This is a genomic window from Hymenobacter armeniacus (assembly GCF_014699055.1).
Taxonomy (GTDB): Bacteria; Bacteroidota; Bacteroidia; order Cytophagales; family Hymenobacteraceae; genus Hymenobacter; species Hymenobacter armeniacus.
On the sequence record NZ_JACXAC010000004.1, the window covers coordinates 425,143 to 440,787 of the forward strand.

Annotated in this window: 12 protein-coding genes; all 12 read left to right on the forward strand. The window is 62.6% G+C overall.

What is annotated here, in order from left to right:
* Positions 1 to 1,274 precede the first annotated feature (1,274 nt).
* The 12 genes from IC234_RS13295 to IC234_RS13350 all read left to right on the forward strand — a co-directional run bounded on the left by IC234_RS13295 (position 1,275) and on the right by IC234_RS13350 (position 15,639).
* Complete coding sequence (locus IC234_RS13295) at positions 1,275 to 2,861, forward strand: carboxylesterase/lipase family protein (protein WP_190925380.1); 1,587 nt, start codon at positions 1,275 to 1,277, stop codon at positions 2,859 to 2,861.
* Between the two features lie 18 nt (positions 2,862 to 2,879).
* Positions 2,880 to 3,650 carry an SDR family NAD(P)-dependent oxidoreductase gene (locus IC234_RS13300; RefSeq protein WP_190925382.1) on the forward strand — a complete coding sequence of 257 codons (771 nt, stop codon included), beginning with the start codon at positions 2,880 to 2,882 and terminating at the stop codon, positions 3,648 to 3,650.
* Between the two features lie 12 nt (positions 3,651 to 3,662).
* Positions 3,663 to 4,874, forward strand: a complete 1,212-nt coding sequence (locus IC234_RS13305; protein WP_190925385.1) for a DUF4861 domain-containing protein — start codon at positions 3,663 to 3,665, stop codon at positions 4,872 to 4,874.
* A gap of 411 nt (positions 4,875 to 5,285) precedes the next feature.
* Positions 5,286 to 5,840 (forward strand): RNA polymerase sigma factor, encoded by a 555-nt coding sequence (locus IC234_RS13310; protein ID WP_190925387.1) that lies wholly within the window; start codon positions 5,286 to 5,288, stop codon positions 5,838 to 5,840.
* A 285-nt stretch (positions 5,841 to 6,125) separates the two neighbouring features.
* Positions 6,126 to 6,473 carry a hypothetical protein gene (locus tag IC234_RS13315; protein WP_190925389.1) on the forward strand — a complete coding sequence of 116 codons (348 nt, stop codon included), beginning with the start codon at positions 6,126 to 6,128 and terminating at the stop codon, positions 6,471 to 6,473.
* A gap of 123 nt (positions 6,474 to 6,596) precedes the next feature.
* Complete coding sequence (locus IC234_RS13320) at positions 6,597 to 8,561, forward strand: sialate O-acetylesterase (RefSeq protein WP_190925391.1); 1,965 nt, start codon at positions 6,597 to 6,599, stop codon at positions 8,559 to 8,561.
* 49 nt (positions 8,562 to 8,610) lie between these two features.
* Positions 8,611 to 9,879, forward strand: a complete 1,269-nt coding sequence (locus tag IC234_RS13325; RefSeq protein WP_190925393.1) for a hypothetical protein — start codon at positions 8,611 to 8,613, stop codon at positions 9,877 to 9,879.
* A gap of 169 nt (positions 9,880 to 10,048) precedes the next feature.
* A complete protein-coding gene (locus IC234_RS13330) occupies positions 10,049 to 10,846 on the forward strand; it encodes a hypothetical protein (RefSeq protein ID WP_190925395.1) in 798 nt (265 codons plus the stop codon).
* A gap of 162 nt (positions 10,847 to 11,008) precedes the next feature.
* Positions 11,009 to 12,301 (forward strand): sugar MFS transporter, encoded by a 1,293-nt coding sequence (locus tag IC234_RS13335; protein ID WP_190925397.1) that lies wholly within the window; start codon positions 11,009 to 11,011, stop codon positions 12,299 to 12,301.
* Between the two features lie 37 nt (positions 12,302 to 12,338).
* Positions 12,339 to 13,268, forward strand: coding sequence for an ROK family protein (locus tag IC234_RS13340; protein WP_190925399.1), 930 nt, complete (start codon positions 12,339 to 12,341; stop codon positions 13,266 to 13,268).
* Positions 13,269 to 13,304: 36 nt separating this feature from the next.
* Positions 13,305 to 13,805: a cupin domain-containing protein gene (locus tag IC234_RS13345; RefSeq protein ID WP_190925401.1), complete on the forward strand. Its 501-nt coding sequence runs from the start codon at positions 13,305 to 13,307 to the stop codon at positions 13,803 to 13,805.
* Between the two features lie 37 nt (positions 13,806 to 13,842).
* Positions 13,843 to 15,639: a hypothetical protein gene (locus IC234_RS13350; protein ID WP_223827669.1), complete on the forward strand. Its 1,797-nt coding sequence runs from the start codon at positions 13,843 to 13,845 to the stop codon at positions 15,637 to 15,639.
* The last annotated feature ends 6 nt before the right edge of the window (positions 15,640 to 15,645 follow it).

The following is a 15,645-nucleotide window of genomic DNA, read 5'->3' on the forward strand; positions in this document are numbered from 1 at the left end:
ACCAAGCTGCCGACAGATAGCGTTGCATCAGGAGTTGCGAGCGATGCCCAACTCACCCGAACAGCAGATATCGGCGGAAACAATGCTTTTGGCCCTTCACGTTGGTCGCTTTCGCGCGGTGTGAATATTATGCGCTTTCGATGCGCTTCATGCATCGCCATTGACTTCTTCGCGCATGGCGCGCATCTTAAGCCGTTGGGTTCGTCTGTATCAAGTATACATTCGGATACTTGATTTTTTTGCTGTCGTTGCATTCACTGGGTTTATCAACATTCGCGTAGCTGGGCAGTCACTGGCGCATCAACGCCCCGTCGGCAAGCCTCATTGAAGACAACTGGTCCTTTAATGGCTCGTTTAGTTTATTGATTTCCTTGTTTAACAGGGCCGCGCGGCGTTCTGCAACAGCCACGACTTTTTTAACGTGTGGGTAATTTCTTCAATCGACCATTTTTAAGTTAGAGGCCAATTCATTCTGTCTATGCGTGAGGCACGTGGTTAAAGGTTAACCTGATTAGTGGATTGGCTCAGAAAGTATTACTCATCAAGTTAACCCGCAACAACTTTCCGAATCTAATTTTTGACCCAGCACAATGCGCTTTTTCGGCCTGCTCGGCGTGGGTTATGAAGAGGTTATAAAAGGCGTGCTTTTCTGACTTCTCTAAGGCGTAATCAAGCTTGGCAAATCCCCGTTACGTATTAACCAGTGCCTAAAAGTCTGTTTAGCTTTTATACCAACCTATTAATCAGGGCCACGGAGTGAATAGGCTCAAAGGAGCAGAGTAAATGACGCCTGGCACATTGCCACAGCGCGCTGGCCTGCACTTCCTCAGCGCGGGTTGGTCGCGTTCAACGACCAGCAGCGGCAGCATGATGCGCTGGCCCCAGATGCATGGTTGCGGTGGGCAGTTGCACACAGACAGAATGCATCTCGATTAGTCCCGTTGCGCACCACGGGTTCGGGCTTAAAAGTGTGGGCGGCCCCCAGCCGCTTGCGAAGTTGTGCTCGGCTAACCCGCAATTGCGCTCACAACCAGAAGCCAAGCACATATGAGCAAGGCCAACAATCATGCTGCAGAGGTGGGCAGGGCTTAAAAATAGTCTGGTTTATCTGTTGTATTTAGGGTTACGACCTCTAAAGTAGACTATACCATCAACGTAGGTTTTAGCATACCGGATGGTCGAGCTAGGCCAATGGCGAACTTTGCTAATTTCTTTCGACAACCAATTGCTGGCTTGGCGGGCGAATCCACCGGGTCATCACCCTGCTGCGGTTCATGCGTGCACACTTTTTCTCCCTGATTTTTCTTGTTACCCTTTTACCTTCAGGTGTTAAAGCCGGACATTCACGGCCTGTTGGCGCGCTGGCAGGCCCACGCGCCACCACGGCCCATGGCGTAGTGGAAGGCACGGCCGAGTCCAGCGGCATCCGCAGCTTCAAGGGCGTACCCTATGCCCAACCGCCGGTGGGGGCGCTGCGCTGGCGCGAGCCGCAGCCGCCGAAAAGCTGGACGGGCGTGCGGCAGGCCAAGGCATTTGGGCCGCGGGCCATGCAGCTGCCCGAGTATGCCGACATGGTGTTTCGCGCCGCCGGCACGAGCGAGGACTGCCTTTACCTGAACGTGTGGACGCCCGCCAAATCAGCCCGGGAGCGGCTTCCGGTGCTGGTGTATTTCTACGGCGGCGGCTTCCGCACCGGCGACGGCTCGGAGCCGCGCTACGACGGCGAGCAAATGGCGCGGCAGGGCATCGTGGCCGTCACGGTGAACTACCGTTTGGGCGTCTTCGGTTTCCTGGCCCACCCCGAGCTCACGCGGGAGTCGCCCCATCATTCCTCCGGCAATTACGGCTTGCTGGACCAGGCCGCGGCCCTGCGCTGGGTGCGGCAGAACATCGCCGCTTTCGGCGGCGACCCCGCCCGGGTCACCATCGCCGGCGAGTCGGCCGGGTCCATCTCCGTGAGTTTGCAGCTGGCCTCGCCTTTGAATGAAGGCCTGGTGGCCGGGGCCATTGGTGAGAGCGGAGCCGCTTTCGCGTCGTTTCTGGCGCCGGTGCCGTTGGCCAAAGCCGAGGCGGCAGGGGAGGGGTTTGCCAGCGGCGTGGGGGCGCCGTCGGTAGCGGCGTTGCGGGCCCTGCCGGCTGAGCGGCTGCTGGCGGCAGCGGGCCCGGGCCGCCATTTTCCTTCCACCATCGACGGCTATTTTCTGCCGCAAAGCCCGGCCGTCATCTACGCCGCCGGGCAGCAGGCCCGGGTGCCCCTGTTGGCCGGCTGGAATTCCGAGGAAATGAACTACAAGACGTTGCTGGGTTCGGAGCCGCCGACGGTGGCTGGCTACGAAAATGCCGTGCGGCGCGCGTATGGCCCGGCCGCCGAGGAAGTCTTGGAAGCTTACCTAGCCACCAGCGCCGCCGCCGTAGTAACAGCGGCCACCGACCTGGCCGGCGACCGGTTCATGGGCTATTCGACCTGGAAGTGGCTGGAGCTGCACCGGCAGACCGCCGGCCAGCCCGTGTACCGTTACCTCTTCGCCCGGGCGCGCCCCGAGCTGGTCGCATCCGGCCAGCAGACACCCGGCCCGCGGGGCGCGGTGCACTCCGCCGAAATAGAATATGCCCTGGGCAACCTGCCGCTAAATAAGGCCTACGCCTGGACGCCGGAGGACTACCAGGTATCGAAAACGATGCAGGCTTATTTCGTCAACTTCATCAAAACCGGCAACCCCAACGGGGCCGGCCTGCTCGCCTGGCCTGCCCTGGAAAAAACCAGCCCCGTGCCCGTGCTGCGCCTGGACGTGAGGCCGGTGGTGGAGCCGGAGCCCCACCGCAACCGGTACCTACTGCTGGACAAGCTGCAAACGCCGTAGTGACACTTTCTTCCTTGAATGACTACTCTTTCTTCTTTTGACCTGACCGGCCAGCTGGCGCTGGTCACGGGTTGCACGCGCGGTATTGGGCAGGCCATGGCCCTGGGCCTGGCCGAAGCCGGCGCCGATATCATCGGGGTTTCCGCCTCCTTGCCGTTGCAGGGCAGCGAAACCGGTCTGCGGGTGCAGGCGCTGGGCCGCCGGTTCCACGCCTACCAAGCCGATTTCAGCCAGCGCGGGCAGGTGGATGCGTTTCTGGCGCGGGTGCAGCAGGGTTTCCCGCGCATCGACATCCTCATCAACAACGCGGGCACCATTCGCCGCGCACCGGCCGCGGAGCACAGCGACGCCTTTTGGGACGAGGTGCTGGATACCAATCTCGATGCGCCGTTTCGGCTGGCCCGCGCTATTGGCGGCCGAATGCTGGAGCAGGGGAGTGGCAAAATCATCTTTACCGCCTCGCTCCTGTCGTTTCAGGGCGGCATCAACGTGCCGGGCTACGCGGCCAGCAAAGGGGCCATTGCCTCGCTGGTGAAGGCGCTGGCCAACGAATGGGCCGGCCGCGGCGTGCACGTGAACGCCATCGCGCCCGGCTACATCGCCACCGACAACACCGAAGCTCTGCGCCAGGACCCCGACCGCTCCGCTACCATCCTGGGCCGCATTCCGGCCGGCCGCTGGGGCACGCCCGACGACTTCAAAGGCCCCACCGTGTTCCTGGCTTCCGCCGCTTCCGACTACGTGCACGGCACCCTGCTCACCGTCGACGGCGGCTGGATGGGGCGGTAAATCCATTCGCTGATGATGACCAAGCATACTACTCTGCGCGGCTGCGCCTGGCCGCTGGCGGCCCTCTTGCTGGGCAGCGCCACTCCGCCCGCGCCCCGGCCCGCCGCTACCATCACCGTGCGCAACCCGCTGGCGCAGGCGCGCCGCGCCGAAACCATCAGTCTGCCGCTGGCCCGGCTGCCGGCGGCGGCCCGCCGGCTAAGCCCCGCCGGGCTGCGGGTGCTGGATGCGGCGGGAACCGTGTTGGTCAGTCAGCTGATGGATAACGATGCGGATGGGCAGCCCGATGAGCTGCTGTTTCAAACCGACATTCCGGGCCAGGGGCGGCAGACGTTTACGCTCGTTCCGGCGGCCGGGGGCGCGGGGGTGCCCGCCAGCAGCCGCACCACCTTTGCGCGCTTCGTGCCGGAGCGCACCGATGATTTTGCCTGGGAAAACGACCGGGTGGCGTTCCGCACCTACGGCCCGGTGGCCGAGCGGCTGGCCGTGGCCAAGGACCCCAACGGCACGCTCACCAGCGGCATGGACTGCTGGCTCAAGCGCGTCGACTATCCCATCATCGACAAGTGGTACGCGGGCAACGTGCGGGAAAGCGGCTTTTACCACCACGACCACGGCGAAGGCTACGACCCCTACCACGTGGGCGCCAGCCGCGGCACGGGCGGCACGGGCGTGCTCGACCAGGGCCAGCTGTACGTTTCGCGCAACTTCACCAGCTACCGGGTGCTGGCCACGGGGCCCATCCGCACCGTCTTCGAGCTGATGTATGCCCCGTGGGATGCCAACGGGCGGACGGTGACGGAGAAAAAGCGCATCTCGCTGGACCTGGGCAGCAACCTAACCCGGTATGAGGAGCAGCTTTCGGCCGACCAGCCGCTGCCCAACTGCACCATTGGCCTGACGCTGCACGAGCAAAAGGGAGAGGTGAAGGCGGACCGGCCGGCCGGCTGGTTTCGCTACTGGGAAAAAATCGACGACTCTTATGTCGGCACGGGCGTGGTAGTCGCGCCGCGTTCCATCACCGATTACCAGGACCACCGCGCGGCCTTCAAGGACCAAAGCCAGCTTTATGTCGTGACCCGGCCCGACGCTGGGCGGGTGGTGTTTTACGCCGGGTTTGGCTGGCAGAAAAGCGGGCAGTTTGCCTCGGCGCAAGCCTGGGACGAGTACCTGGCCGCCTTCGCGCGCGGCCTTGCGGCTCCGCTGGAAGTGCGCTGGCAGTAGCGGCAAAACGGGCCGGATGGAAGCCGTTGCGACAGGCCTATTTCGGGCTGTTTGGGCCTTGGTGGTGGCTTTTTGCCTTCCAAATCGTTTGCAATAACCGGAATGCGCATTAAAGTATCGGTTGTAAGCATGAAAGTATATTTTCTGCCTTCTAGAAAACTGTAGGTTTGACATGTTGAATTCACCCGCGCTTCATGCACTCCTGATTGAGGGAAGTTGAAGCGGTAGCGGCGCCCCTGCAAGGGCTCCGCCGGCGCCGGGAGGATTCTGCACTCGTTCAATCCCACAGAACATGAAAAACGTTCTCGGCTGTCCCTCCCACCCAACGCAGCCACTTCCCGCCCCGTCCCCGGCTGGCAACGCCCGCCGCGGCCATGCGTCCTTCCTGTCCACCGCCAACCGTGCCGCGCGATGAACATCGGGAACTGGACGGATGAGGCCCTGGTGGCCGGCATCAAAAACGACAACGAGGCGGCCTTCGAGGAGGTGTATAACCGCTACTGGCAGCGGCTGTACGCCCTGGCCCGCTACAAAACCGACGGCAAGGAAACCGCCGAGGAAATCGTACAGGACTTGTTTCTGACCCTCTGGGCGGGCCGGCAGCAGCTACAGCTCACTTCGTCGCTGGAAACGTACCTGTTCACGGCCGTGAAGTACAAGGTCATCAAGTACTACAAGGCCCGCATGGTGCGCGACAGCTACGCCCGGCAGCAGCTCAAAACAACCTCGGGCGCTGGCAACTTCACGGAGCATGTTGTTGATTTTGGCGACGTAAGCACGACGTTTCAGCAGGGCTTGCTGAGCCTTTCCCAAAAATCCCGGCAGATTTTTACGTTGAGCCGGTTCGAGAACCTGTCCAACAAGGAAATAGGCGCCGCGCTCAGCCTGACGGAAAAGGCCGTGGAATACCACATATCCAAAGCCCTCAAGCTGTTTCGGGTGATACTTAAAGACTGCGCGGCGTAGCGGGCAGCTAAACGATGTAGGGGCGGGGCTTGCCCCCGCCCGGACGTTAGCGCCGCAAGCAACAATTCCGCTCAACTGATAGTCAGCGAAGCTAACGGCGGGCGGGGGCAAGCCCCGCCCCTACATCGACCAGCCTTAAAACCACAGGCAAACGCGGTTGGCAAGCCCCGGCGCGGGGGGATTTTGGGCGAAGGTTATTTTTTCGCCGGACTTTTTTAGGGTTGGCGGGCTCTTGGGAGACTATCCCCTCGAATCAACCAGCGCTCGGGTAGGGGAGCCGACCAGATGGAGAAACACGACAAGGACCAGCTAGACCAGCTGCTGCAAAAATACCTGGACGGCCGCGCCACCCCCGAGGAACACCAGCGGGTGCAGCAGTGGTACGACGGCCTGGTCGGCGCCGGCGCGGTGGCGGTCGAAACCACCCAGCAGCTAGCTCAGACCAAAGCCGCCATGTGGGCCCGCATCAAAGCCGGCCGGCCCGCCGAAAAAGCCCCTGACCGGCAGGCCGTATTCGAAAATCGAAAGCTCGCCAATGGGCTGGCAACGGCGGGCGGCCCCGCCGCCATGCCGCCGACCGCGGCGCTGCCCGTGGTAGAAGGAGACGTTTCCACGGGGCCGACAGTGGCTTAAGTGGCTTTGGAGCCCTCGGATTCTGCGCAGCCAGCGGCGGAAAGCGAGAGTGGAACCAGCGTCGCTCCTGGCTTGGCGTCAGCCACCTATACTTCTATCTGAATCAGCATCCAACAATCGCACATGTACAAGCGAATTACCTTATTGCTTTTTATCAGCGCCTGGCTGGGCGCTTCTGTTGCGCAGGCCACTGTCAGGCTGCCGCGCCTCATCAGCGACGGCATGGTGCTGCAGCGTGGCCAGCCGCTGAAGGTGTGGGGCTGGGGCGCGCCGGGCGAGGCCGTGGCGGTGACGTTTCAGGGCAAAACCCTGGCGGCCACTACCGGCCCGGACGGCAAATGGACCATCAACCTGGGCACGTTCAAAGCCGGCGGGCCTTACACGCTGAGCGTGAAGGGCACGAACGAGCTGACGATTAAGGACGTGCTGGTGGGCGACGTGTGGTTTGCCTCGGGGCAGTCGAACATGGAGTTTCCGATGCGGAACTTGAAGGAGAAATACGCCACGGAAATCGCCCAGTCCACCAACCCGAAAATCCGGCAGTTTCTCGTTACTAAAAAGCATTCGTTTACCGGGCCGCTGGACGACGTGGCGTCGGATGGCTGGAAAAACGCCAACCCCGAGAACGTACTGGCCTTCACGGCCGTGGGCTATTTTTTTGCCAAAGACCTGTACGACAAATACAAGGTGCCCGTGGGGCTGATTCATAGCAGTTGGGGCGGCACGCCGGCCGAGGCCTGGATTAGTCCGGAAAGCCTGAAGCCCTTCGAGGGCTACGCCAAGGCCTACGCCAAGGTGCAGGACCCCGCCAACGTGAAGGCCATGCTGGACAAGAACAAAGTGGTGAGCGAGGATTGGTACCGCGCGGCCAAAGCCGGCGACCAGGGCCGCCAGCTCAACGCGCCCGCTTGGTTTCAGGCCCCCGGCCCCGAGGACGCCTGGAAGCCAATCACGGTGCCCGGCTACTGGGAGCAGCAGGGCGTGAAAGAAGTCGACGGCATTGTGTGGTACAAGAAGGAGGTGGAGGTGCCCGCCACGGCCGCCGGCCAGCCCGCCGAGCTGATTCTGGGCTACATCTCCAATCAGGATTCCACCTATTTCAACGGTCAGTTTGTGGGCTGGATGTACGACCGCTACAACCTGCGCAAGTACAAGGTGCCGGCCAACCTGGTGAAGCCGGGCAAGAACGTCATCACGGTGCGCGTCATCAACACCGAAGAAAACGGCGGCTTCATCCCCGACAAGCCCTACCAGCTGCAGCTGGCCGGCGCCACCATCGACCTGAAAGGGGAGTGGAAGTACCGCATCGGCGTGGCCACCCCGCCCATGGGCTACCGCGTGAACCTGGCCTACCAGCCCGCCGGCCTCTACAACGGCATGGTGGCGCCGGTGACCAACTACGCCATCAAAGGCGTGATTTGGTACCAGGGCGAGTCCAACGCCCGCAAGGCCTACGAGTACCAGAAGCTGTTTCCGGCCCTCATCACCGACTGGCGGGCCCGGTGGCAGCAGGGCGACTTTCCGTTTCTCTACGTGCAGCTGGCCAACTACCTGCCGGCCAAAGACCAGCCCGGCGAAAGCACTTGGGCCGAGCTGCGTGAGGCCCAGACCATGACGCTGGCGCTGCCGGCTACGGGTATGGCCACCATCCACGACATCGGGGAGTGGAACGACATCCACCCGCTCAACAAAAAGGACGTGGGGGCCCGCCTGGCCCTGGCCGCCGAGCACGTAGCCTACCAGGACAAAAAGGTGGTGTATTCGGGCCCGGTGTACCAGCGCCTGCAAGTAGAAGGCGGCAAAGCGGTGCTTTCCTTCGCCAACACCGGCGGCGGGCTGATGGTGAAAAAGGGCGACAAGCCGCTGGCCTTCGCCATTGCGGGCGCCGATAAAAAGTTTGTGTGGGCCGACGCCAAAATCGAGGGCGACAAGGTGGTGGTGTGGAGCAAGGACGTGCCCCAGCCGGTGGCCGTGCGCTACGCCTGGGCCGACAACCCCGACCAGGCCAACCTCTACAACAAGCAGGGCCTGCCGGCCATTTCCTTCCGCACCGACACCTGGCCGGGCCTCACCGTGGGGGTGAAATAAGCCCGTCGCTGGCCTGTCTGATTCGCCGCTCATTATTCAACTTTCCGATATGGTCCGCTGGCTTACATTAGGTTGGGTGCTGTTGCTGGGCCTGGCGCAACCGGGCCACGCCCAGCCGGCCAACCCGAAGAGCGACGCGGAGATTCTGAAAATCATCCAGCGGCACCGGCCTTCCCAGGGGGCCACCATTCCGGCCAACATCAAGCACCGGCTGGGCGCCACCCACGTGGGCGGCAAGTACCATTTCACCACCGCGCCCTACCTGGTGGAGGGCAGCCAGAAGATGGCCGAGCTGGGCTTTGGCGTCATCAAGCTCTGGTTTTACAAGCGGCCCAGCGGCTACCAGTACAATTCCAGCTGGAACCTGCCCGCGAACGTGACGCTGAAGCAGCTGGCGCAGCACCCGTATTACCAAGCGGCTTTTGCCCAGCCGTTTTCCACCATCCTGCTCAGCACCAGCGCCGAGCAGGTGAACGACAAGTTGCCCACCGACCCCGAAGGCCTTAAGCGCGAGGAAGCCGAATACTACGACCTCGCCCGGCACCTGCTGGAGCAGTACCGCGAACGCGACGTGCGGTTTGTGCTGCACAATTGGGAGGGCGACTGGATTTTGCGGGGCGGCACCACCTGGGAGGCGCACTGGGGCCGCGTGGCCCCGCCCGCCGACGTGCCCGCCCGCCTCGAACGCATGCGGGCGCTTTTCCGGGCCCGGCAGGCCGGCGTGAGCCGCGCCCGCGCCGCGGTGCCCGGCACCAAATGCCGCGTGTACCACGCCATTGAAGTCAACAAGGTGCTCGATGCCATGTACGGCGTGCCGGCCGTGACCACGCAGGTGCTGCCGTTCGTGGAAACCGACATGGTGTCCTGGTCGGCCTACGACGGTACCGATTTCGATAAATCGGGCGTGGACCTCTACAAGGGCATCGACTTCATCCGGCAGCACCTGAAGCTGACCGGCGCCGTGGAAAAAAAGGACGCCGTGTTTCTGGGGGAAATCGGCATCCCGGAGATGGCCACCAAGAACCAGCCGCAGGAATTCCGGGCGCGGTGGGACGCCTACGTGGGCGTGGTGCTGGCCCAGGGCCTGCCGTTCATGGTGCAGTGGGAGCTTTTCTGCAACGAAACCGCGCCCGGCGTGCAGTTGGCTCAGCCCGCCGCCACCACCACCAACCGCGACCTGAACGGCTTCTGGCTGATAAGGCCCGACGGCACCAAAAGCTACGTGATGAACTACTTCGACGAGCTGCTGCACCACGCCGGCGGCAAGCTGCCCCGGCCCCAGGACGCCACCGCCCAAGCCGGCGGCCAGCAGCCCTAGCCCCGGCGCGATTTGGTGAAAAATGAGTCCCCACGGCCTAGTCAGAAGCAGCCTGTTGTGCACGGGCATTTTCTGAAAATGCTCCCGCACCACCCCGCCCGCAGGCGGCTGATTTTCCGGCCCGGCCGGCTTCTCCAGGCTTCTTTTTTCACCTAACCCTTTTTTCCCCATGAACGTGCTGAAAAAACTGACGCCCTTGGCGTTGGCCGCCCTGACCACCTTTTCCTCCTGCGAGCGCAGCGCGGAGCCTGCCCCCCGCACCGCCGCGCCCCAGGGCCCGCTCACGCAGAACACCACCGATTTCATGACCGACGATTTCGACGCCGGCTGGACCAAGGACCTGGAGGGCGGCAGCTGGTGGTGGCAGTCGGCGGCGGGCATCAACTGGGCCATCATTCACTCCACGGCCACCCAGAAAGGCCGGGCCGAGGTGTCGCGCTTCCTCACCCGCTACAACGGCGTGGACAACACGGTGACCATCAAGGGAAAATTCAAGATGGAAACCACCGCCGACGGCTACGAGAACCTGGGCGGCTGGATTCTGCAATCCATGGCCTGGAGCTTCCAGGACCCCGCCGGCGTGACGCAGTACAAGCCCCTGGTGGTGGCCCGCATGCTGAAAGACCGGGTCGATTACCTGGTGTACGACTACGAGTGGGACGCCAACAACCACCCCGTGCCCAAGCCCGGCTACCCCATCATCAAGAACCTGAAAACCGGCGTCATGGCCGGCCAAACCATCGAGCTGGCCCTGAAAATCAACTTCAGCAAGGGCAGCACCGGCTTCGTGCAGGCCAACCTCGACGGCGTGAACATGACGGCGGCTAATTATTCCGGCGTCACCTATCCCACCATTTTCCCCTCGGCCAACCAGCAAATCCAGTGGAAAGGTGGCTGCTACGCGTCCTACGTGGGCGCCCACAACGCCAAAATCGGCCTGTACTACCTCTACACCGATGCCTACTAAAACGTCATGCAGAGCGTAGCGAAGCATCTCGCGTGGGGTAGTAACTCAATCAAAAGAGTTAGTTGCCCCACGCGAGATGCTTCGCTACGCTCTGCATGACGAGCTAAGCAAGCCATTGCCGAATTGCCAAACGGCTTATTCCCGCTGAAACCTTCCCCACTTATGCAAACCGCCGTTACCCCTTCCCCCGCCTTGCCGTCCGTCGCGGCGGCGCCCTCGTTCATTGAGCGGAAATACGTCCCGACGCTCGTTTTCGTCACCTCGCTGTTCATGCTCTGGGGCATTGCCATCACCATGGGCGACGTGCTCAACAAGCACTTCCAGAACGTATTGCAGGTGTCAAAGGCCGATTCGGGGCTGGTGCAGTTTTCCATTTTCGGCGCCTACGCCGTGATGGGCATCCCGGCCGGGCTGTTCATGAAGCGGTTTGGCTACAAAAACGGCGTGCTGCTGGGCCTGGGGCTGTATTCGCTGGGTGCGTTCCTGTTCGTGCCGGCGGCCAATGCGGGCTCGTTCGGTTTGTTCCGCGGCGCACTGTTTGTGCTGGCCTGCGGGCTGGCCACGCTCGAAGCGGTGGCCCACCCCTTCATGGCCGCGCTGGGCGACCAGCGCACCAGCGACCAGCGGCTGAATTTCGCGCAGTCCTTCAACGGCCTTGGGGCCGTAATTGGGCCGCTCCTCGGCAGCTACTTCATCCTGAACGGCACCTCCGCTACCGGCGATTTAACCTCGGTCAAAACCCTGTACGTGGTGATTGGCAGCGTCATTCTGGCCATTGCCGTGGCCTTCGCCTTCCTGAAGGTGCCGGCCCTGCAGGACGCCCACGCCGCCGAGGCACACGCCGAAACCGAGGCCGGCTTCTACGCCGGCACGCCCGAAACGGTGGCCGCCCCCCGGAAGCTGCTGCAGCACGCGCACTTCCGCTGGGCCTGGCTGGCGCAGTTTCTCAACGTGGCGGCGCAGGGCGGCACCTGGGCCTTTTTCATCAACTACGGGGTGGAGAAAATGCACTTCAGCGACGCCACGGCGGCCGGCTACTTCTCGCTCTTCATGGTGCTGATGATGAGCGGGCGCTTCGTGGGCACGTTCCTGATGCGCTACATCGCGCCGAACAAGCTGCTGGCGGCCTTCGCGCTGGCCAACGTGCTGATGTGCGTCATCGTGGCCCAAAGCTGGGGCTGGCCCTCGTTCATCGCGCTGCTGCTGATTAATTTCTTCTTCAGCATCATGTTCCCCACCATTTTCTCGCTGGGCATCAAGGACCTGGGGCCGCACACGCCGCAGGCCTCGTCCATACTGGTGATGGCCGTGGCGGGCGGGGCCGTGTTCCCCTACTTGATGGGCAAAATCGCCAACCACGACATCGCGGCGGCTTATTACCTGCCCATCATCTGCTACGCTTTCATCGCCCTGTTTGGCGCGCGGCTCTACAAAGTGGCGCACAAAACCGCCTGATTTCTACTACCCGCGCAAACGCGCATCTATTACCTGCATGAACGGTTTTCAACGCAACGCCACCCTCTGGGGCCTGGACCTGGGAGGTACTAAAATCGAGGGCATCGTCCTCAAATCGGCGCAGGAACCGGAAGTCCTGTTCCGCGACCGGCTGCCCACCGGCGCGGACAAGGGCTACGAGCACGTGCTGGGCCAGATTCAGCAGCTGGTGGAGCACATGGAGCAGTCCGTGGGCAGCAAGGCCAGCAGCCTGGGGCTGGCCACGCCCGGCACCCTGGTGCCCCGCACCGGCCTAATGAAAAACAGCAACGCACTCTGCCTCAACGGCCAGCCGATGAAGGCGGATTTGGAAAAGCGGCTCGGCATTCGGGTCGAAATGGCCAACGATGCCAACTGCTTCGCGCTGGCCGAAACCCGGCTGGGCGTGGTCAGGCAGCAGTTTCCCCACGCCAAAGTGGTGTTCGGCATCATTCTGGGCACCGGCGTGGGCGGCGGGCTGGTGGTGAACGGCCACGCGCTGGAAGGCTTCCACGGCCTGGCCGGCGAGTGGGGCCACAATTTCCTCAACGAAGCCGACGGCGCGCGCTGCCACTGCGGCAAAACCGGCTGCAACGAAAGCATCCTGGCCGGCCCGGCGCTACAGCGCCATTACGCCACGCTCACCGGCCATCCCCGCTCCCTGAAGGAAATCACCGAGCGCGCCGCCGCCGGCCGCGACCCAGCCGCCGAAGCCACCGTGCAACGCCTGGTCAGCTACTTCGGCCGGGCGCTGGGCACGGTGGTCAACATCGTCGACCCCGACGTCATCGTCATCGGCGGGGGCGTGGGCAACATCGACCGCCTCTACACCGAGGGCGTGAGCCAGGTAGCGCTCTACGTGTTCGACCACGTGTTTGAAACGCCCGTCGTGAAGCCCCAGCTGGGCGACAGCGCCGGCGTGTTTGGCGCGGCCTACCTCGTGGCGTAGGTCCGTATTTTCTTGTCTTTAATTTTCAATTCCTGAATGGATAACCCGATTAAGCAAGCACTATTTCAGCGGACGGCCGCCCACCTCCAGGACCAGGGCTTTGCCATTGCCGCGCAGGACGATGCCCGGCCCTGGGGCGGCTTCTTTGTGATTGACGAAGCCCAGGCCCAGGCGTTTGCCGATGCCTATTTTGAGGGTTTGTCGGCTGATTCGCTGCGCATTGCCGGCAAGCTCAGTCCCAAAATTCTGATAGTGGCCCCCGGGCAGCGGCTCTCGTGGCAGTACCACCACCGCCGGGCCGAAATCTGGCAGGTGGTGCACGGCCCCGTGGGCGTGGCCACCAGCGACACCGACGAGCAGGGCGCGGTGAAAAGCTACGCGGCCGGCGAGCGCATCGTGCTGCGGCAGGGCGAGCGGCACCGCCTCGTGGGTCTGCAGAGCTGGGGCGTGCTGGCCGAAATCTGGCAGCATACTGACGCCGAAAATCCGTCGGATGAAAGCGACATTGTGCGCGTGCAGGACGATTACGGCCGCTAGCCTTAGCCGTCAATTTCCCTAATCCTCGTTACCCGTAATGGTCAAACGCCTCACGCTCTGCGGCCTGCTGCTTGCCCTGGGCGCGCACGCCCAGCCCACCAAGCCGCTGCGCTACTGGAACCAGAACACCAAGCTGATTCCCTGGCGGGCGCCGCTCACGCCCAAGCTCAGCGCCCTGGAATACCTCGACCTCGACCACGACGGCGACCCCGACGTGCTGAAAGGCGTGATGAACGAATCCGTCCCCTTCCTCTGGATTGACGACGACGACGACATGAAAAAGGGCGACCTGGAGGGCGACACCGACAGCGACTGCCTGCTGCTGGACCTGAACCGCAACGGCGTGTTTGCCGGGCCGGAAGACATCAGCATCGACTGGAACGACGAGGACGGCGACGGCCAGGCCGACGTGCAATTGGTGGTGAAAAACGACAAGCCCTCGAAGGAAAACTACTTCGACTGGGGCGCCGATTTCATGTATGTCATGGACTTCGACCACGACCACATCCTCAATTTCATCGACTGGAACCTGCTAAATGTGCAGGCCTGGGATAAGCACGGCATCAGCAACTTCTTCACCGACTACCACGGCAACTCCTTGTTTCTGAAGATGCACGGCTCCAGCTACCGCATCGCCGACCTGCGCTACAACTGGGAAAACCCGTTCATCTTCTACGACAAGGACGGCGACGGCCTCAGCGAAATGGCCATCCGGCTGGTCGATACGCCCATCTTCAAAAAAGCCACCGGCGACGACCCGCTGTTTCAGGGGCAGAAGGAGGAAGTGGCCATCAAGTTCGGGCAGAAAATCGACCACGTGTCGATGACCTTCGACCTGGACAACGACAATGCCCCCGGCAACGAGTTCGACTTCGACCTGAGCCTGAATTTACGCGGCCCCGGCTTCGACTACAGCGACCAGAAGCACCCCTTCAAGAGCCTCAAGGGCCTGCCGGCCGCCGATAAATTCTTCTACGACGCCCGCTGGCGCCAGGGCGGCGAGCTGATTTACCCGGACCAGGACGCGGCCTGGGGCCTGATTTTCGGCCGCGGCCAGTGGAACCAGTGCACCTTCGTGTTTGACGAGGACGACGACTGCAACCGCTGGGAGCGGGTGGAGTTCTACGAGCCCAAGGACCTGTTCAAAGTAGGCAAAAACAACGGCGGCCTCGATAACAACCCGCAGGCCGACGCGGCCGGCGACCGGGGCGAGTGGGACGCGGACTTTTCGGGTCAGGGCCAGCTGTACGTGGGCGCGTTTGATGGCCGCCTGCACCTGTACGGCGCCGAGTGGGGTGCCTGGCGCACCGACCAGATGGCCTTTTCCTACCAGGGCTTTGGGGGGCTGTATAACCGCTACCGGCCCGAGCGCAGCCAGCGCGACCCGGAGGGTTTTGCCACCATCAAGTACACAGATTCCGATAACAACGGCTTTCTTGACGTTATCGAGTACGACCTCGACGGCGATACCAAGTTTGAGGAAAAAGTCTCCCTGAAACAGCTGGGCCTGGACGACCGCCGCGAGGTAATCAAAACCAGTAAAAACGAGTATGCCGACTTCCAAGGCCTGTTTAAGGGCGTGGCGGAAGGCATGTGGGCGCGGGCCAACGAGGCCGTGGCCATTGCCCGCAAGCACGGCCTGAGCACCAGCCACTACGCCTTCTACCAGCAGCCGCACAGCCTGCACCAGCAGTACGAGTACGGCTTCTGGCTGAACTTTTACCTCTACCAGGACCTGCGCCACCTGGCCCGGTTGAAAAACGACAAAGCCCTGCTCAAAACCCTGGACAAGGCCTACTACTCGGGCAACTGGAAACTGATTAACCCAAGCTGAGCCTAA